General features: G+C 71.0%; 18 protein-coding genes. 10 read left to right on the top strand and 8 right to left on the bottom strand.

Annotation, left to right across the window (positions count from 1 at the left end):
• Positions 1-16: 16 nt before the first annotated feature.
• Positions 17-298, top strand: coding sequence for a hypothetical protein (locus tag ON30_RS38860; protein ID WP_157183626.1), 282 nt, complete (start codon positions 17-19; stop codon positions 296-298).
• Here the strand turns inward: ON30_RS38860 and ON30_RS06325 are convergent.
• Positions 295-1,314, bottom strand: coding sequence for an AraC family transcriptional regulator (locus tag ON30_RS06325; RefSeq protein WP_169334885.1), 1,020 nt, complete (start codon positions 1,312-1,314; stop codon positions 295-297). The genes ON30_RS38860 and ON30_RS06325 overlap by 4 nt on opposite strands.
• Before the next feature lie 158 nt (positions 1,315-1,472).
• On the opposite strand from ON30_RS06325, the gene ON30_RS06320 reads away from it, so the two are divergent.
• The gene (locus tag ON30_RS06320; RefSeq protein WP_040704855.1) at positions 1,473-3,065 is read left to right on the top strand and encodes a GMC family oxidoreductase; all 1,593 of its coding nucleotides are present in this window, start codon (positions 1,473-1,475) and stop codon (positions 3,063-3,065) included.
• Positions 3,066-3,096: 31 nt separating this feature from the next.
• Positions 3,097-4,587, top strand: coding sequence for an aldehyde dehydrogenase family protein (locus tag ON30_RS06315; RefSeq protein ID WP_040704854.1), 1,491 nt, complete (start codon positions 3,097-3,099; stop codon positions 4,585-4,587).
• A gap of 15 nt (positions 4,588-4,602) precedes the next feature.
• Here ON30_RS06315 and ON30_RS06310 read toward each other — a convergent pair whose 3' ends face one another.
• Entirely contained in the window at positions 4,603-5,778 is a 1,176-nt protein-coding gene (locus ON30_RS06310; RefSeq protein WP_040704853.1) for a TetR/AcrR family transcriptional regulator, read from the bottom strand.
• Between the two features lie 261 nt (positions 5,779-6,039).
• Between ON30_RS06310 and ON30_RS06305 the strand changes: the two genes are divergently transcribed.
• Positions 6,040-7,584 (top strand): acyl-CoA synthetase, encoded by a 1,545-nt coding sequence (locus ON30_RS06305; protein ID WP_040704852.1) that lies wholly within the window; start codon positions 6,040-6,042, stop codon positions 7,582-7,584.
• Between the two features lie 12 nt (positions 7,585-7,596).
• Here the strand turns inward: ON30_RS06305 and ON30_RS06300 are convergent, their stop codons facing one another.
• Genes ON30_RS06300 through ON30_RS06290 form a run of 3 tightly spaced genes read right to left on the bottom strand, consistent with a single transcriptional unit; the run spans position 7,597 to position 10,093 of the window.
• Positions 7,597-8,445 (bottom strand): DUF72 domain-containing protein, encoded by an 849-nt coding sequence (locus ON30_RS06300; protein WP_245553954.1) that lies wholly within the window; start codon positions 8,443-8,445, stop codon positions 7,597-7,599.
• Entirely contained in the window at positions 8,442-8,756 is a 315-nt protein-coding gene (locus ON30_RS06295) for a hypothetical protein (protein WP_040704851.1), read from the bottom strand. Before ON30_RS06295 ends, ON30_RS06300 begins: the two co-directional genes overlap by 4 nt.
• A 59-nt stretch (positions 8,757-8,815) precedes the next feature.
• Positions 8,816-10,093: a hypothetical protein gene (locus ON30_RS06290; protein ID WP_157183625.1), complete on the bottom strand. Its 1,278-nt coding sequence runs from the start codon at positions 10,091-10,093 to the stop codon at positions 8,816-8,818.
• 375 nt (positions 10,094-10,468) lie between these two features.
• On the opposite strand from ON30_RS06290, the gene ON30_RS06285 reads away from it, so the two are divergent.
• On the top strand, positions 10,469-10,879 hold the full coding sequence (locus tag ON30_RS06285; protein WP_040704849.1) for a hypothetical protein: 411 nt from the start codon (positions 10,469-10,471) through the stop codon (positions 10,877-10,879).
• Position 10,880: 1 nt separating this feature from the next.
• Here the strand turns inward: ON30_RS06285 and ON30_RS06280 are convergent, their stop codons facing one another.
• Both ON30_RS06280 and ON30_RS06275 read right to left on the bottom strand, forming a co-directional pair.
• Entirely contained in the window at positions 10,881-12,161 is a 1,281-nt protein-coding gene (locus tag ON30_RS06280; RefSeq protein WP_245553953.1) for a sensor domain-containing diguanylate cyclase, read from the bottom strand.
• A 42-nt stretch (positions 12,162-12,203) separates the two neighbouring features.
• Positions 12,204-13,013 carry an SAM-dependent methyltransferase gene (locus ON30_RS06275; protein ID WP_040704846.1) on the bottom strand — a complete coding sequence of 270 codons (810 nt, stop codon included), beginning with the start codon at positions 13,011-13,013 and terminating at the stop codon, positions 12,204-12,206.
• Positions 13,014-13,287: 274 nt separating this feature from the next.
• Here ON30_RS06275 and ON30_RS06270 point away from each other — a divergent pair, with 274 nt between their 5' ends.
• From ON30_RS06270 to ON30_RS06260, 3 genes are read left to right on the top strand one after another with little or no spacing between them, the layout of a single operon-like run.
• Positions 13,288-14,337, top strand: coding sequence for a cation diffusion facilitator family transporter (locus ON30_RS06270; RefSeq protein ID WP_083911174.1), 1,050 nt, complete (start codon positions 13,288-13,290; stop codon positions 14,335-14,337).
• A gap of 33 nt (positions 14,338-14,370) precedes the next feature.
• Positions 14,371-15,390, top strand: coding sequence for a DNA polymerase III subunit beta family protein (locus tag ON30_RS06265; RefSeq protein ID WP_040704845.1), 1,020 nt, complete (start codon positions 14,371-14,373; stop codon positions 15,388-15,390).
• Positions 15,391-15,427: 37 nt separating this feature from the next.
• Complete coding sequence (locus tag ON30_RS06260; RefSeq protein WP_040704844.1) at positions 15,428-15,916, top strand: hypothetical protein; 489 nt, start codon at positions 15,428-15,430, stop codon at positions 15,914-15,916.
• 61 nt (positions 15,917-15,977) lie between these two features.
• Here the strand turns inward: ON30_RS06260 and ON30_RS06255 are convergent, their stop codons facing one another.
• On the bottom strand, positions 15,978-16,982 hold the full coding sequence (locus ON30_RS06255) for a TIGR03617 family F420-dependent LLM class oxidoreductase (RefSeq protein WP_040704843.1): 1,005 nt from the start codon (positions 16,980-16,982) through the stop codon (positions 15,978-15,980).
• A 114-nt stretch (positions 16,983-17,096) separates the two neighbouring features.
• Between ON30_RS06255 and ON30_RS40340 the strand changes: the two genes are divergently transcribed.
• Together ON30_RS40340 and ON30_RS40335 are read left to right on the top strand one after the other, a co-directional pair.
• Positions 17,097-17,807, top strand: a complete 711-nt coding sequence (locus ON30_RS40340; protein WP_051028985.1) for a histidine phosphatase family protein — start codon at positions 17,097-17,099, stop codon at positions 17,805-17,807.
• 56 nt (positions 17,808-17,863) lie between these two features.
• Positions 17,864-18,520 carry a response regulator transcription factor gene (locus tag ON30_RS40335; protein ID WP_040704842.1) on the top strand — a complete coding sequence of 219 codons (657 nt, stop codon included), beginning with the start codon at positions 17,864-17,866 and terminating at the stop codon, positions 18,518-18,520.
• Positions 18,521-18,525 lie beyond the last annotated feature (5 nt).

Here is an 18,525-nt window from a genome sequence, read left to right as displayed (position 1 = left end):
TCGGATACTGGGACTGATGCCGGAGGCGGGCATGTACGGTCCGGTGCTGGCGCGGGCCAAACCCTCGCGCTATACCTTCCTGACCCTGTTCGACCGGGCGGGTGAACCGGAAGTGGTCGCGCGACTGGTGCGCCACGGCGTCGACGCCGGACCGCATCGCGCCAATGTCATCCTGCCCACCGGTTTCGGGCCCGTCACCCGCGAGGACCGCTACTGGGTGCGCTCACCGCGACCGGGTGAGCCGCTACCGACCTTGACCGTGCTGCTCGACCTGATCGCGACCCATCTGGACGGCTAACCGTGCTCGCCGCGGTGCACGCGCGGCGGCACGCCGGTCCAGCGTCGAAAGGCGTGGGTGAACGCGGCGGTCTCGGCGTAGCCGAGGCGTTCGGCGACCTCGGCCACCGACAGTCGCGTCTCGACCAGCAATTGTTCGGCGACGCCGCGGCGCACGTCGTCGAGGATGCGGCGGTAGGAGGAGCCTTCCTCGATCAGCCTGCGCCGCAACGTGCGCGGGGTCAGGAACAGCGAGGCGGCCACCTCGTCACCGGTGGGCGGGCGGGCCGGGTTGCCGAGCAGCAGGGTGCGCACCTGCCCGGTGACGCCGACGCCGGTCTGGCGTTCGAGCAGTTCCCGGCACTGCTGTTCGGCCATCGCCGCGGTGTGCGGTTCGGCCAGCGGCAGCGGATCGTCGATGCGGACCGCGTCGAAGCCGATCGCGTAGCGGCCCGCGCCGAAGTGGGCCTCGACACCGAGCAGGCGGCGGATCTCCGCGCGGACGGCGGGTTCCGGTGCGGGGTAGGCCAGTTCGACCCGGCGCGGGCGCGCGCCCGCGCCGACCAGTTCGCGGTGCAGGGAGCCGATGATGCCGAGGTCGCGTTCGGCGACGAAGCGGCGGACGGGTTCCTGGACGGGTTCGGGGTCGATGACCAGGGTCAGCAGGTCGCCTTCGGTGCGCGCGACGATCCGGCAGAACGAGAAGGACAGGTCCAGATAGCGCAGGCCGAGGGCGATCGCGGCGCGCAGGGTCCGACTGCTGATCAGCGCGTATCCCCAGATGCCGTGGGTGGTGACGTGGTAGCGCACGCCCGCGGCGACGCCGAGGCCGGGCGGGTCGGCGAGCGCGGTCACCAAATTGGTGATCACGACCATTTCCTGTTCCGGCGACACCACCGCGGCCGGGTCGGCCACGCCGGACGCGCGCAGTCCGGTCCGCCGCAGACAGACCGGCGGCGCGACGCCGTGTTCGGCGGCGAAGTCGACCAGCAGGCGCACGCTCGGGGCCCGTCGGGCGCTCACCACCCTGTCGGCCACTGCTCCACCTCCGTGAACTGCGCGCGAATCCCGGGCGACCCCGTGGCCGAATCTATCAAAATTCTGTCCGCCGGCACCCTGGGTTCGGGGTATCGATCGGCCGTACATTGGAGCTAGACGTGACGTAGGTCACGCCAGTTCTCGGTGAGGAGACGCGGGTGCCCGATCAGGACAGCTTCGATTACGTCATCGTCGGCGCGGGCAGCGCGGGCTGCGTGCTGGCCGACCGACTCAGCGCCGACGCGGGCGTCTCGGTCCTGCTGCTCGAGGCGGGCGGACAGGACGACGCCGACGAGATCCACATCCCGGCCGCGTTCTCGAGCCTGTTCAAGACCAAATGGGACTGGAACTACGAGACCACCGAGCAGAAGCACATGGACGGCCGCAAGGCGTTCTGGCCGCGGATGAAGGCACTCGGCGGCTGTTCGTCGATGAACGCGATGATCTACATCCGCGGCAACCGCGCCGACTACGACGGCTGGCGCGACGAATACGGCGCGACCGGTTGGGGTTACGACGACGTGCTGCCGTATTTCCGCCGCGCCGAGGGCAATTCGCATTTCGGTGGTCCGCTGCACGGTAGCGACGGACCGCTGCACGTGGAGGATCGGCGCTACACCCACCCGCTGTGCGACGCCTGGGTGCGCGCGGCCGTGGCACACGGGCTGAAGCCCAACGACGATTTCAACGGCGCGAGCCAGGAGGGCGCGGGCCGCTATCAGGTGACCTGCAAGAAGGGCCGCCGCTGGTCCACCGCCGACGGCTACCTGCGCCCCGCGCTGCACCGGCCCAATCTCACCGTGCGCACGCACGCCTACGCGAGCGGGATCGTCTTCGACGGTGTCCGCGCGCGCGGCGTGCGCTACCGGTCCGAGGGCGTCGAGCACACCGTCACCGCCGAGCGCGAGGTGATCCTGTCCGGCGGCGCGCTCAATTCCCCGCAGTTGCTGATGCTCTCGGGCATCGGCCCGGCCGCGCACCTGCGCGAACTCGGCATCGACGTGGTCGCGGACCTGCCCGGCGTCGGGGAGAACCTGCACGACCATCCGGTCACGCCGATCCTCTGGTACACCAAGGACACCAGCGACCTCTACGACTACCTCGGGCCCTCGCGGCTGATGCAGTGGAAGCTCACCGGCCGCGGCCCGCTGACCTCCAATGTCGGCGAGGCGGGCGCGTTCTTCGCCTCCGACGAGGACCAGGCCGCGCCCGACATCCAGATCCACGTCGCGGGCACCGGCTTCTACGACAACGGGATGCGCGAATTCCTCGCGCCGATGTTCACCGCGGGCGTCACCCTGGTCAAGGTGCACAGCCGCGGCCGGATGCGCCTGCGGTCGGCCGACCCGTCGTGGAAGCCGGAGATCGACCCCGGCTACTACGCCGACCCGCAGGACATGCGCGCCACCGTCGCCGGGATGCGGCGCACCTTGGAGATCACCGCGGACTCCGCCTTCGGCCGCTACCTGGACCGCCCCTACATCCCCGAACGCCTCGCCGGCGTCACCGACGACGATTTGGCCGACCACGTGCGCGCCTGGGCGCAGACCCTGTTCCATCCGGTCGGCACCTGCGCGATGGGCGTCGACGACAACGCCGTGGTCGATCCGACGCTGCGGGTCAACGGCGTCGAGGGACTGCGCGTCGTGGACGCCTCGGTGATGCCGGAGATCGTGCGCGGCAACACCAACGCGCCCACCGTGATGATCGCGGAGAAGGCCGCCGACCTGATCCTGGGCCGACCGGCGTGAGACCCCGTCCCCGACTCCGAGGAGTACCGAGATGACCGCAACCACCGAGACCACCGCGGTGGCCACCTTCGATTCGCTGGACCCCGCCACCGGCGACGTCGTGGGCACCTACCCCATCCACGACGCCGAACAGGTCGGTGCGGCCGTCGCGCGCGCCCGCGAGGCCGCGACCTGGTGGGGCGAACTCGATTTCGCCGAACGCGGCAAGCGCCTGCGCGCCTGGGGCGGCGTGCTGACCCGCCGCATCCACCAACTCGCCGACGTCTCGCACGCCGAGACCGGCAAACCGCATTCCGACGCCACCCTCGAGATCGCGCTGGTGCTGGACCACATCGCCTGGGCGGCGAAGAACGCGCGCAAGGTGTTGGGCCGCAAGCGTGTATCGACCGGACTGGTCATGTCGGACCACTCGGCCTCGGTGGAGTACCGACCGCTGGGCGTGATCGGCGTGATCGGCCCGTGGAACTATCCGGTGTTCACCCCGCTGGGTTCGATCGTCTACGCGCTGGCGGCGGGCAACGCGGTGGTGTTCAAGCCCAGCGAATACACCCCCGGCGTCGGCAAGTGGCTGGTCGACAGCTTCGCCCAGGTGGTGCCGGAAGCGCCCGTGCTGCAACTGATCACCGGGTTCGGCGCGACCGGCGAGGCGCTGTGCCGCTCGGGTGTGGACAAGATCGCCTTCACCGGATCGCCCGGCACCGCGCGCAAGATCATGCACGCCTGCGCCGACACCCTCACCCCGGTCGTGATCGAGGGCGGCGGCAAGGACGCGCTGCTGGTCGACGCCGACGCCGACGTGGCCAAGGCCGCCGACGCCGCGGTGTGGGGCGCGCTGTCCAACGCGGGCCAGACCTGCGTGGGCGTGGAACGGATCTACGTCCACGAACAGGTCTACGACGAATTCGTCGGCAAGCTCACCGATCTGGTGCGGCCGCTGCGGGCGGGCTCGGACGCGGCGGCCAAGATCGGCCCGATGACGATGCCCTCGCAACCCGAGGTGGTCCGCCGCCACATCGCCGACGCGCTGCGCCGCGGCGGGCGCGCGCTGGTCGGCGGACTCGACGCGGTCGGCGACCGGTTCGTCCAGCCCACCGTCCTGGTGGATGTCCCGGCGGATTCGCTGGCCAACACCGAGGAGACCTTCGGGCCGACGGTCACCATCGCCAAGGTGGCCTCGATGGACGAGGCGGTCGATCTGGCCAACGACTCCAGCTACGGCCTCGGCGCGACCATCTACGCCAAGAAGCGCGGCAAGGAACTGGCCCGGCGCATCCGCTCCGGCATGGCCTCGGTGAATTCGGTGATCTCCTTCGCGGGCATCCCGGCACTGCCTTTCGGCGGGGTCGGCGAATCCGGGTTCGGGCGCATCCACGGCCCGGACGGCCTGCGCGAGTTCACCTACGCCAAAGCGGTGGCGAGTCGTCGGATGCCGGGCCTGATGAACCTCACCACCTTCGGGCGCACCGAGGCCAACGACAAGACGCTGACCACGTTGGCCACCCTGCTGCACGGCAAGGGCTGAGCCCGCCGAGGAGCGTCAGACCCCGAGCAGGCGCTCCCCGATCACCTTCAGCGCCGCGTCGACGCCGCGCCGCCCGCGCAGATGCGGGACCAGGGCGATGTCGTTGAACGTCGTCTGCGCCGCCTGTACGCGCACGCGGGCGCGCACCTCGTCCCATTCGGGGTGCACCAGCACCGCCAAGTGCACCCATTCGGCGATGTAGCTGTGCTGGGTGGACCGCGCGCGTACCCGGTCCGGTTCGGGCAGGTGCGCGGTCTCGGAGACGAGCAGTTGGATCAGGTCCGGGTTCTCCAGGACGAACCGGATGTAGCTGTCGATCAGGCGGCGCAGTCCGTCGCGGGGGTCGGCGGCGTGCGCGTAGACGCGGTTCAGATCCATCCACAGCCATTCGTCGCCCCGGTACATCACCGCGGCCAGGATGTCGGTCTTGGCGGCGAAGTGGTTGTAGAGGCTGGGCCCCGCCATGCCGACGCCCGCGCCGATGTCGTCCATGCTGACCCCGGTGAAACCGCGGCGGGCGAACAACCGGGTCGACTCGGCCAGGATCGCCTCGCGACGCGAGCGGGTCACCAGCGCGGGAGGTGCCGGCGGGCCGTCGGCGGGGGCGGGCAGCGCGATCGGCGCGTCGATCACCTCGGCGACCAACTCGGCCAGCGAGACGGTGAAACCCGGTTCGGGCAGGACCAGGCTGTGGAAGGACACGCTGTTGGCGGTGGCCAGCGCGCACCACGCCAGCAACGCGGTCTCGTCCGCGCCGAGGTCGGGTCGGCGGTGGCCGATCAATTCGCCCAAGCGGGCCCCTATTCCCTTGGTGGCCGCGCGCAGATCGGCCAAGGGGGCGGGGTCGAGGTGGCGGGCTTCGCGTTGCCACAGCACTCCGACCCGCCGGTGTTCGAGGGTGAGTGCCGCCAGTCGCCGGGCGACGTCGTCGGGGCCCGCTTCGGCCAGCACCCGCCGGGTGGCCTCGATGGCCTCGCCGACGACGGTGACGAGCAGATCCTGTTTCCCGCGGAAGTGTCGGTAGAGCGCCGACGGGCCGATCGCGACGGCCTCGGCCACCTCGCCCATCCCGACCGTGGCGTAGCCGCGGCGGTAGAACAGGTCGGCGGCGGCGCGCACGATCAGTTCGCGGCGATTGGCCGGGCGGGTGCCGCGCGCCGGGGCGCGGGTCGGCTCCACCTCCTCGAGCATCGCGAATTCCTCTCCGACAACCGTGCGCGGGCAGTCGAGAGTAACTAATCGAAGTTCACATCACCAAGCACGACTTACCATAGAGTAGTCTATTGAAGTTCTGACCTGCGGTTAAATATCAGAGTCAGCGGCTATGACATCGCAGAAACGGACAAACCCACCTGACGTGATCGCTGTTACACTACGGGCGATTCACATGGACGGCCCGCGCACCGCTCCCGCCGGACCGCCGCGACGGCACGACACGAAGGAACCACGCCGATGTATCTCACCCAGGGCCTGCACCGCGCGCTGCAACAGAACCCCGACGGCGTCATGACCGTCTGCGGCGCCAGGAGCACCACTTTCCGGCAGGCGGCCGACCGGGTGGCCCGACTCGCGGGCGGACTGCGCGCACTCGGGGTGAACAGCGGCGACCGGGTCGCGATCCTCGCGCTCAACTCCGACCGCTACAGCGAATACCTGCTCGCCGTCCCGTGGGCCGACGCCGTGCTCAACCCGGTCAACATCCGGTGGAGCCCCGCCGAGATCATCTACAGCTTCCAGGACTCCGGGACCAACGTCCTGTTCATCGATGACGCGTTCGCGCCGATGCTGCCCGCCATCCACGCCGCCTACGACGGCCTGATCGCGGTCGTGCACTGCGGCGACGGGCCCACCCCCGAGGGCGCGCTGTCCTACGAGACGCTGATCGCCGAGGCCACACCGATCGCCGACGCGCGCCGCGGCGGCGACCAGGTCGCCGGCCTGTTCTACACCGGCGGCACCACCGGGTTCCCCAAGGGCGTCATGCTCAGCCACGCCAACCTGTTCGCCTCCGCGCTCGGGGCGGTCGCCAGCGGCCATCTGTTCCGGCCCAACGGCAAGTACCTGCATGCCGCGCCCATGTTCCACCTGGCCGACCTCGCGGGCTGGATCTGTTCGGTCACCCTGGGCAACACCCAGTTGACGATCCCCGCCTTCGATCCGGTGGCGACCATGAAGGCCATCGCCGAACACCGGGTCACCGACACCCTGCTGGTGCCGGTCATGCTCCAGATGCTCGTCGACCACCCGGAGGTCGCGAACTACGACCTGTCCAGCATGGAGCACGTGGTCTACGGCGCGTCCCCGATCGCGCAGACGGTGCTGGAGAAGGCCATGAAGGCGTTCCCCAACGCGGGCTTCGTGCAGGCCTACGGCATGACCGAACTCGCACCGGTCGCCACCCTGCTCGGCCCCGACGACCACCGCGACGGACTGCTGCGCTCGGCGGGCCGCTCGGCCCCGCACGCCGAAGTGCGCATCGTCGACCCCGCGGGCGACGAGGTCGCGCGCGGCACGGTCGGCGAGATCGTGGTGCGCGGCGACCACGTCATGCTCGGCTACTGGAACCGGCCCGAGGAGTCCGCCGCCGCGGTCCGCGACGGCTGGATGCACACCGGCGACGGCGGTTACATGGACGAGAACGGTTACGTCTACGTGGTCGACCGGATCAAGGACATGATCGTCAGCGGCGGGGAGAACGTGTACTCCGCCGAGGTCGAGAACGCGGTGTCCGCCCATCCGGCCGTGGCGACCTGCGCGGTCATCGGCGTGCCCGACCAGGAGTGGGGCGAGCGAGTGCACGCGGTGATCGTGTGCGTGCCGGGGTCGTCGGTCACCGCCGAGGAGATCCGCGAGCACAGCAAGGCGCTCATCGCCGGCTACAAGGCGCCGCGCACGATCGAGGTCGTGGAAACCCTGCCGGTCTCGGGCGCGGGCAAGATCCTCAAGCGCGAACTGCGCAAGCAGTACTGGGGCGAGTCCGACCGCCAGGTGCACTGAGACTCGCGGGTCTCAGAACAGCGTCATCGGCTCGGTCGCGATCGGTTCGGGCAGCGGGACCAGGTCGGGGACCCGCTGCCGGACCGCGTCGTGGAAGCGGCGGGCCAACCCGAGCGCGCCCGCGTTGTCGGGGGTGTGCACGAACACCGTCGGCGACCGGCCCTCGCGCAGCCAGCCCGTCACCACCTCCACCCAGGGAAGCCAGCCCGCGACGGTGCGGTCCGCGTCGTCGCGACCGTGGTAGCGCACCATCGGGAATTCGGTGAGCGCCCTGGTGCGCCGGGGCATGCGCGGCTTCTTGGCGCGCGCCTCGGCCTCGGCGGGACTCGCGGCCGCGCCCTCGAACAGCACCGTGGTGTCGAAGACGACCCACTCGGCGTCCGCGCGCTCCAGCACCTGTTCCAGCCGCGCGGCGGCGCGGTCGTCGGTGAAGAAATCCGGGTGCCGGACCTCGACCGCGCGGCGCGGACCCGCGGGGAGCTCACGCAGGAATCCGGCGAGTCTGCCCAGCTCGGCGGGGCCGAAGGTGGGCGGCAACTGCACCCACCAGGCGTGCACGCGCGGGCCGAGCGGACGCAGCGCGGTGAAGAACTCGCCCAGTTCCGCGTCCGCTCGCACCAAGCGGCGCTCGTGGGTCACCGTCCTGGGCAGTTTCATCGCGAACCGGAAATCCGGGTCGGTCTGCTCGGCCCAGCCCGCGACCGTCCGCACCGTGGGTGTGGCGTAGAAGGTCGTGTTGCCCTCGACCGCGGTGCAGTGGCTCGCGTAGTGGCGCAACGCCTCGCTCGCCGCGAGTTGCCCGTCCTGCCAATCGGCGTGACGCCACTGCGCGCAGCCCACGAACAGTCGGGGGGCGCTCACCCGCGGTGGTCGCGCGACCACGCTGTCATCACGCGGGCCGAGAGGTCCGGCCACGGCGGGCGGCGCAGCAGCGTCAACGTCCCGATCGTCGCCGCGACCAGTCCGACCAGCACGCCCGCCAGCGCCACGCGCGAGGTGGGGTCGGCCGAACGCCAGGTGACCTGGCCGTCGCGGATCACGAAGACGCCCATCGGTATCGCGGCGTAGGCGTCGGTCCCGGCGCCGTGCACCTGCGCTGCGGTGACGACGGTCGAGCCGTCGGCGATCTCGTAGGGTTCGCCGAATACCCGCGCGGGCTCGTTCGGTGCCATGGGTCCCCTCGGAAGTCGAAGTAGCTCTTCGATACTCGCACACCGGCCGACCGGCCGCGCTACACCGCCGCGGGCGGGGTGGCGGGCTCGGGTTCCTCGACCGGACGGCGACGCAACAGCAGCAGGTTGAGCAGGCAGCCCACCGCGATGACCACCGCGACGAGCGCCGGTTTGACCTCGTTGAGCACGAGCGACGGGTCGGTGTAGAACAGGCGTCCGCGCATCGAGATCACCACGCCGGGGACGAGCAGCATCGCGATGCCGAGCATGATGCTGGGACTGTTGCCGGGCAGGGCCGCGCTGAAGGCGTAGCCGGTGACGAACCCCAGCACGACCGTGCCGATCAGCGCGATCGTCAAGGTGTTGTGCAAGGGGCCGGTGATCAGAACGCCGAACAGCGACAAGCCGAGCAGGGCCAGCATGGCGGCCACCGGCGACGGCCGGCGCAGACCGTAGAGCAGTCCGGCCAGGTCGAGGGTGATCGAGAAGGGGATGAACCACATCGGCAACGGCAACGGCACGATGACGCTGCCGACCGTGCCGACGCCGACCGCGAGTTGCAGCAGCATGCCGTCGCGGCCGGGCAGCAGGCGTCCGGCGATGAGCGCCGCGAGCACGGTCGCGGCGGTGACCAGCGCGAGGTCGCTGTTCTCCACGCCGTTGCGGACCAACCACTCCGACCCGAGCACGGGGACGCTGATGCCGATGACGGCCGCCATGATCGGGCGCAGCGGCAGTTCCACGGTCAGCGCCGAATACCGCCGCCCGAGTCGGTAGCGCAGGGTGCACCAGGCGAACAGGACGGTGGCGGGGCAGATCAACCACAGCGGCGGCGAGTCGACGATGAGCCAACGCGCGACGCCGTGCACCTCGCCCAAGCCGCCGGGGGTGTTCAGTTCGCCGATGACCACCGCCGTCAGCGCGCCGAGGATGAAGGCCAGCGTCATGGCGAGTTTGATCGCCGCGGCAGCGGCCAGCCCGCCCAGCAGGACGCCCCCCGCGAGGGAATCGATGTAGTTGAGCGTGGTCAGCGGGGCGATCGAGGACAGACTGCGCCCCAGCATGTGGTTGAGCAGCAGCACGATCATGCCGCACAGGGCGCTGGCCCACGGCACCACCAGCGATTCGGCGGTGCTGCCGAAGACCGCCACCACCACGGCGGCCAGGCAGCCGATCGCCGCGGCCCTGGGCATGTTGGTGGCGAGCAGTTCGATCTGCACCGTCGCGGTGCCGCCGCGCAACCAAGCCACCGAGGCGGGGGTCACGAGCGCGAGACCGCCGATGACGGCCGAGAGCAGGACCGTCACCAATTCGAGCACGCGGCTGCTTCGGCGCACCTGCCCAACCTACCAACTCCGACATGTTTGCTCGGTGTTTGCGCGAATCCTCGAGCGGCGGATGTGCCGCGGTTCGCCGCGCCGCGTTCGCACCGAGGACGACGACACCGGCCCGGAGAAAAATCCTGTGACCTCGCGTCACTGTTGTTCCGCCCCAGCGGAAGTCGGGGGATCGACACGGCCGACATTCGCCCCCGGGGTGGACAAGGGGGCGATACACTCATTTGCAGGTCAGTTCTCCTCTCAAATATTCGGAAACAGGGCCGGGCCACCGACCCGCGCCCCGACCTACGCGAACACTGATGCGGGGCAGCGTGATCCGGGGCGCACGGCGCGACGGACGGCTGCCACCGAGGACACCACCGGAGGTGCGGGATGGGCGAGGGTTGGCACGCGGCCGAATCGGGCGGGTCGGGACCGCCCCCCGAGGCCCCGGCATCCCGCCCGCCCGCCGACCACATGTGGACGGTGTCCGCGGTCGTGGTCGAAGGTGACGATCTCGCCCCGCGCCACGGCGTCGTCGCCGCCGCCGACCTCGGCGACGCCGCCGAACAACTCTGCGAATACCTCCCCGAGACGCACCCCGACGACGGCGACTACTACCTGGTCGCCCGGGAGGTGCCGCTGATGGCGCGCGAACCGCGTCCGCGCGGCCAGCATCCGCGCCGCACCTGGGTCAGCCCCATCCGCCGCGACGACGACACCGGCGAGACCACCTACGGCCGCTGGACGGTCGCCGACGAGCACCCGCACTTCCGCGACCACGGACCCGGCTACCTGAACTGAGTCACCGCGCGCCGGGCCGCCGGACCCGATCCCGGTACATCAGCGACTTGTTGCGGTACATGGCCGTGTCCACCGAGTTCATCAACTCGTCCACCGCGGCGGGCCGGTCCTCCACGAACACGGTGCCGATACTCGCGCCGACCGTCATCGTGGCCCCGTCCACCTCGACCGGGCCCGCCAAGGTCCGGTGCAGCAGTCGCGCGATCGAGGCCAGTTCGGTGTCACCGTCGCATTTCTCCACCAGCACGATGAACTCGTCGCCGCCGAGCCGGGCCACCAGGCCGCCGGTCGGGTCGATCGCCGCGCGCAGGCGCACGGCCACCTCGCACAGCACCTTGTCGCCGACGGTGTGCCCCCACTCGTCGTTGATGGCCTTGAAACCGTCCAGGTCCAGGTAGCACACGCCCAGCGGCGGGGTGGCCCGGGCGAGCCGGTCGAAGAACAGCACCCGGTTCGGCAGACCGGTCAGGCTGTCGTGATGGGCGTCGTGCCAGAGCCGGTCGGCCAGTTCGCGACGTTCGGTGACGTCCACGGCCACGCCGATCAGGAACTGGATCGCCCCGACCGCGTCGCGCACCGCCGACATCGACAGGTCGATATAGGCGACCTTGCCGTCGGGCCGCACGTGCCGGGTCTCCAGGCGGAAGCGGTCGGTCTCCCCGCCCAGCAGGCGCTGCATCTGGGCGAAGGCGTAGCCGATGTTGACCGGGCCGAGCAGTTCGGCCACCGAACGGCCCGGCATGACCTGCGCGGGGATGCCGAGCATCTCACCGAACGCGGCGTTGACGTCGAGAACCTCACCGCGGGTGTTCAACGTGCCGATGCCGATCGAGGCCCCCGCGAACACCGCCTGGAACCGGGCCTCGGACAGTTGGCGGCGGGCCTCGGCATCCTGCGCGGCGGCCAGCACCGCCATCAGCGTGGTCTCCTGTTCGCCCAGCGCCGCGCTGCGCAGGGCCTCGGTGAAACCCGCCGCGAATTCGGCGGCGATCACCTCGGAGCGATCGCGGACCCGGTCGTGGGCCGGGTCGGCCGGATCGGGGCAGACGGCCTCGACCATGTCCCGGCAGATCACCAGCATCGACCTGCTGACCGCGACCGGATCACGATAATTCGCCGCGACCAGGGCGGCCGCGGCGTCTCGGGCCGCGCCTGCCTCCGCCGCGCCGCCTACCGCCGCGATCAACGGATCGGCGAGTTCGGTGAGCAGATCCTCGATCCGATCGCGGGTCAGCGTGGGAGCGACGACACCGTCGAGCGCGTCGGCCCACCGCACTGCCACCTCGCGAACGCCCACCTCAGCGCCACCCAGCCCCTGGTCCGGTCAAGCCTTGCGGCCGACGCCGGCCAACCCGAGGGACCGGCCCGGGGCTTCGTGTCGATCGCGGTCGGATTCGGGTCGCCACAGCGGCAACTCCACCACCCCCGGCTCGACCGGTTCCCATCCCTCGAACATAGCCTCGATCGCCGAACGTGGCCGGAAATGGATACCCACCCGGCTGCTCGAGGCCGCGCTCGCACCGAGCAGGCCCGCGTCCTCGGGACGCAGTTCCGAGGTCAGATGCGAGATCGCGACATGGCTGCCGGGCCGGACCGCCGCGCGCAGGTCGGCGACCTTGGCGGCCGGGCCGTCCTCGTCGGAGAGCAGGTGCAGCACCGCGACGAGCAGCAGGCCGACGGGTCGGTCGAAGTCGATCAGGCCGGTGGCGCGGGCCTGGTCCAGCAGGTCCTCGGGTCGGCGCAGGTCGGCCTCGATCGCGCCCGCCCGATCGTTGCCGTGCAGGATCGCGCGGGCGTGGGCGACCGCGACCGGGTCGATGTCGGCGTAGAGCACGGTGATCTCGGGATCGATGCCCTGGGCGATCTCGTGGACGTTGCCCGCGGTGGGGATGCCCGAGCCGACGTCGAGGAACTGGGTGATCCCGGCCTCGACGAAGAAGCGCACCGCGCGGCGCAGGAAGGCGCGGTTGCTCAGGGCCAGCCTCGGCAGGTCGGGAACGAGTTGGCGACCCATGTCGGCCGCTTTGCGATCGACCTCGAAATTGTGCGAGCCGCCCAGCAGCGCGTCGTACATGCGCGCCGGACTCGGCTGGTGCATGTCGACGCCTTCGGGGGCCCACGACGGCCTGTTCATTCCGACTTCCCTCTCACCGCGTACCTCTCGACGGACCGTCGCCCGATCCGGGACGATCCGGGGCGGTTTCCGAGGGTAACGAGATCGATACCGACCACCCGGATCGCGCAGTCCGAATAGTAATCGCGCCGGTCAATCGCCATGTATCGCACTCGATCACATTTGAGCGGCGGTCCGGTGGGACGCGCCGACATCAGATGCAGACATGCGCATGTCTGCACAATCGGTTAGGCTGTGCCGCGGAACACGGACGACGAAAGGGGTACGGGGCACCATGGGTGAGCACTGCCTGTCCGACGGGGGCGCCGCGGACGCGCTCGCGCCGACGCGCGCCGCCGCGGCATCCGCGACGCGGAAACAACCGCACCACACCGACCAGCACGGACACGACCACGGACACGAGGGCCACGACCACGGCGTCACCGCCGACTCCGATCCGCGCTGGCTGAGCATCGCGCTCACGCTCATCGTGGTCTTCATGGCCGCCGAAGTCGTCGTCGGCGTCATCGCGCAGTCCCTGGCGCTGATCACCGACGCCGCGCACATGCTCACCGACGCGGCCTCGATCGTGCTGGCGCTGATCGCCATCCGCCTGTCCCGCCGCCCGGCCGGCGGCCAGTACACCTACGGCTACAAACGCGCCGAGATCCTGTCCGCGCAGGCCAACGGCATCACGCTGCTGCTGCTGGCCGCGTGGTTCGTCTACGAGGGCATCGCCCGACTCATCGACCCGCCCGACGTCGAAGGCCCGCTGGTGCTCATCACCGCGCTCGTCGGCATCCTGGTCAACATCCTCGCCGCGTGGAGCATCAGCCGCGCCAACCGGACCAGCCTCAACGTCGAAGGGGCCTTGCAGCACATCCTCAACGACCTCTACGCCTTCATCGGCACGGCCGTCGCGGGCGCCGTGGTCTGGCTGGCGGGCTACCCGCGCGCCGACGCCATCGCCGCGCTCGTGGTGGCCGCGCTGATGATCAAGGCGGGCTGGTCGCTGGTGCGCGAATCCGGGCGCATCTTCCTGGAAGCGGCCCCCGCGCATCTGAACCCGGACGAGATCGGCGCGGCCATCGTCGGCGCGGACCAGGTCGCCGAGGTGCACGACCTGCACGTCTGGGTCATCACCTCCGGCGAACCGTCGCTCTCCGCGCACATCCTGGTCGACCGCGGCGCGGACTGCCACGCCATCCGCTCGCGGGTCGAAGCGCTGCTGCACGACGAGTACGGGGTGGAGCACACCACCCTCCAGGTCGACCACGTCCGCGGCGGCCCCGTGGCGGAGGACGAGCACTGCGCCGAAGCGCACGGACCGGTGCACCGCGCTTGACCTTCGGGCTACCTGAGGGCCCATGCTGAGCCGGTGACCGATACCGACCCGCTGATCACCATCGGCGCCGTGGCGCGCGCCAGCGGACTCACCGCCAGCGCGCTGCGGTTCTACGACGACGGCGGACTGCTCATCCCCGCCCGCGTCGACCCCGTCACCGGCTACCGCTACTACGACCCCGCGCAGTGCGAACGCGCGGTCCTGATCCGGCGACTGCGCGAGATCGGGTTGCCGCTCGACGCCGTCGCCGAGATCCTGGCGGGTGATCCACACGCCGCCGCCGCGATCCTGGACGACCACGTCCGGACGCTGAACCGACGCGCGGAACAGGCCGCCTCGGTCGCCGCCGCCGTCAAACAGGTCCTCGGCGCGGGCGGCGTCACCGTGCCCGGCGCGGTGCTCGCCGAGGCGATCGGTCAGGTGGTGGGCGCGGCGTCCCGCGATCCCGCCATCCCGGTGCTGACGGGAGTGCTGCTCGAGGTCGCGGCGGGGACGCTCACGCTCACCGCCACCGACCGCTACCGCCTCTCGACCCGTTCGATCAGCGGCCCGCCGACCGAGCACGGATGGCAGGCCGTCGTCCGGGCCGACGACCTCGCCGGCCTGCGAGAACGCCTGCGCCGCCGCGAGACCGTCACGCTGATCCCCGCCGAGCACGCCGTCACCGTGCGCGGCGGCGACCTGACCGCCGACTGCGCCCGCGTCGACGGCGAATTCCCCGACTATCGCGGCATGCTCGCGGCCCTGGCCCCCGTGCGCACACGCGTCGTGATCGACCGCGCCGCCCTGCTCGACGTGCTCGAAGGAGCCGACGATCCGGCGCCGTGCGCGGTGGGGGCCGACGCCGTCGTGTTCGGGGACGTCCGAATCCCGGTGTCCGGCAGCGGCCCGCTCCTCGAGGTGGCGTTCAGCCCTTCGAGTCTGGCCGCCGCCGTCACCGGCGCGCTCGGTCCCGACGTCATGCTCGACCTGGCCGCCGCCGATCAACCGGTCGTGGTGCGCTCCGCCACCGACGGCGACCTCACCACGCTCGTCATGCCCCGCAGGCGTTGACGACCATCCCGCTGTCCCCCACTGCCGAAGGAGAACCGTGACCACCACCGACGCGACCATGGACGCGATCACCGCAGCCGTCACCCGCGCTCGCGGCGGCGACCGCGACGGAGGACGGGCCGGACTCCAACGGCTCTGGGCCGAACTCGGGCCGCTCGGCGATCCGCTGCACCGCTGCACTCTCGCCCACCACCTCGCCGACCTCCACGACGACCCCGCCGAAGCACTGGCCTGGGACGTCCGCGCCCTCGACGCCGCCCACGCGCTCACCGACGAGCGCACCGAAGCCCACCATCCGGGACTGCGGGAGCGCGGCTTCTACCCGTCCCTGCACCTCAACCTCGCCGACAACTACCGCCGCCTCGGCTCGTTCACCGCCGCCCACCGCGAACTCGCCGCCGCCAGGACCCACCTGTCCGCACTGCCCGACGACGACTACGGCGCCCTCATCCGCACCGCGCTCGACGAGATCGAGGGCGCGATCGACAAAGGCGACACCACCGCCCGCCCGTCCGCACCGCGATAGTCCGGTCTGCTTCCGTCCGGCACGAGACGGTAGCGCCGGATTCCGGCGACCTCGCCGTCGATCAGGAGTCGCGCAGATGTCCCACGAGCGCGGCGAGGGTGTCGTCGGCGGGCGCGTAGGGCTGGTAGAAGCAGACGCGGTCGCAGATCCCGTCGACGCGGGCGCGGATGTCGGCGGCGACCTCGGCGGGGGTGCCGCGCGCGACCAGCGTGGACAGGATCTCCTCGTCGATCAGGCCGGCCAATTCGGTCCACCGGCCCTGTTTGGTCAGGGCGTTGAGTTCGGGTTGCAGGTCGCCCCAGCCGTGCAGGTCCAGGACCGGGCGGTAGGCGGGGGTGGACCCGTAGAAGCCGAGCAGACGACGGGCGGCGGCGTCGGCCTGTTCCCGTTCCCGGTCGGTGGCGGCGACGGCCACGATGACCTCGGGGACCACCGTGAACGCGGCGCGGTCGCGTCCGCTCTCGGCCAGACCCTCCAGCACCGAGGGCATGACCCGTTCGCGCAGGTAGCGACCGGAGTTGAAGGGCATCACCAGCAGTCCGTCGGCGACCCGCGCGGCCGTGCGGGTCATGATCGGGCCGAGCGCGCCGACGTGGATCGGCGGCGGGCCGAACGGGTTCGGTCCGGGGTCGAACATCGGGGTCATCAGCGTGTGCCGGTAGTACTCGCCGCGGAAATCCAGCGGTGTGCCGTTGTTCCAGCGGTCGAAGATGGCGCGCAGCGCGCCGACGAGTTCGGCCATGCGCCGGGCGGGGCGACCGAACTCGATGCCGAAGCGCTTCTCGATCTGCGGGCGGATCTGGGTGCCGAGGCCGAGGGTGAAGCGGCCTTCGGCGAGCAGTTGCAGGTCGTTGGCCTGGTGGGCGAGGTGGATGGGGTTGCGCGGGAAGGCGATCGCGACATTGGTCAGCAGGTCCATGCCGCCGACGGTGGCGGCCAAAGTCAGCGGGGTGAAGACGTCGTGCGGTCCCTCGAAGGTGAAGACGCCGCGCACGCCCATCTCGCGCAGCGCGGCGGTGCGGCGCACGGCATCGCCGGGCCCGTATATCGCGGTGCTGACCTTCATCGGGCTCCACCTCCGAACTAGAACCTGTTTCAGTGAGAAACCTAGCATCGCGTCCGTCACACCGGACCCGATCCGGCGCGGGAACCGAACGGCGCGCGCGGACGTCCTACGGATATGAGCGCCACCGAGATCCCGGATACGCGCCCGCGTCACGCGGGCACCGTCGACCTGCTCTACGCGGCGCGGCACGGGCAGAGCACCACCAACGCGGGTCTGCGCCCCGCCACACCCGCCGACGCCGACGACATGGCCATCGCGCTCACCGACCTCGGGGCGAGCCAGGCCGCGGCGCTCGGCGTCCGACTCGCCGCCCTCGCGCCGGACCGACGGCCGGACTGGGTGCTGTGCTCGCCCTACCCGCGGGCGCGCCGGACGTGGCGGATCGCCGAGGAACAGTTGGCCGCGGCCGGGGTCCCGCTGCCCGACGTCGAAACCGATCCGCGCCTGTACGACCGATTCCGCGGGGACCACTCGCACCTCCCGGCCTCGGTCGTGCGGGCGAACCACCCCGAGGAAGCCGCCGCCGAAGCCGCCGACCCGCTGGGCTACCGACCGCCGGGCGGCGAATCCTTCCGCGACGTCGCCGACCGGTTGCGCGCCGTGGTGGACCGCGTCGACCGCGACACCCGCCACCGCACGGTGTTGATCATGGCCCACGACGCCGTGGTGCTGATGCTGCGCCACCTGCTCGAACACCACTCCGATGCCGAGATCCTCGCGATCGCCGCCGACGGCTTGGCGGGCAACGCCTCGCTCACCTCCTGGTCGCGCACGGAGTCCGGTTTCCGCCTGCTCGCCTACGACGACCGCGCCCACCTGGACTGAACCGATCCACCGGAAACTCACACCGAACCAACAGCCGCGCCCGGCAGGATGGTGCCGTGCGGGTACTGGTGGTGGAGGACGAACGATTGCTGGCCGACGCGATCGCGGGCGGGTTGCGCCGCCGCGCGATGGCCGTCGATGTCGTCTACGACGGCACGGCCGCGCTGGAACGGGCCGCGGTCAACGACTACGACGTCGTCGTGCTCGACCGCGACCTCCCGGGCGTGCACGGCGACGCGGTCTGCACCACCCTGACCGAATCCGGCGCCGAATCGCGGATTCTGATGCTCACCGCCGCGGCCGAGGTCGCCCAACGGGTGGCCGGTCTCGGCCTCGGCGCGGACGACTACCTCACCAAGCCGTTCGCCTTCGCCGAACTGGTGGCCCGCGTGCAGGCGCTGGGCCGCCGGTCCCGACCCGCGGCTCCCCCGGTGCTGGATCGCGCGGGCATCCGACTCGACCCGCACCGGCGCACCGTCACCCGCGACGGCGCGCCGGTCCCGCTCTCGCGCAAGGAGTTCGCGGTGCTGGCCGAACTGCTGCGCGCCGACGGCGGCGTGGTGTCGGCCGAGCACCTGTTGGAGAAGGCGTGGGACGAACACACCGACCCGTTCACCGGGGTCGTGCGCTACACGATCATGATGGTGCGCCGGAAGTTGGGCGATCCGCCGGTCGTGGAGACCGAAGCCGGTGTCGGCTACCGCATCCGGTGACCGCG

It is taken from the genome of Nocardia takedensis NBRC 100417 (genome assembly GCF_000308695.1).
GTDB classification, from domain to species: Bacteria; Actinomycetota; Actinomycetes; order Mycobacteriales; family Mycobacteriaceae; genus Nocardia; species Nocardia takedensis.
The sequence above is the reverse complement of the archived record's forward strand: the minus strand, read 5'-3'. Positions and strand labels throughout refer to the sequence as shown.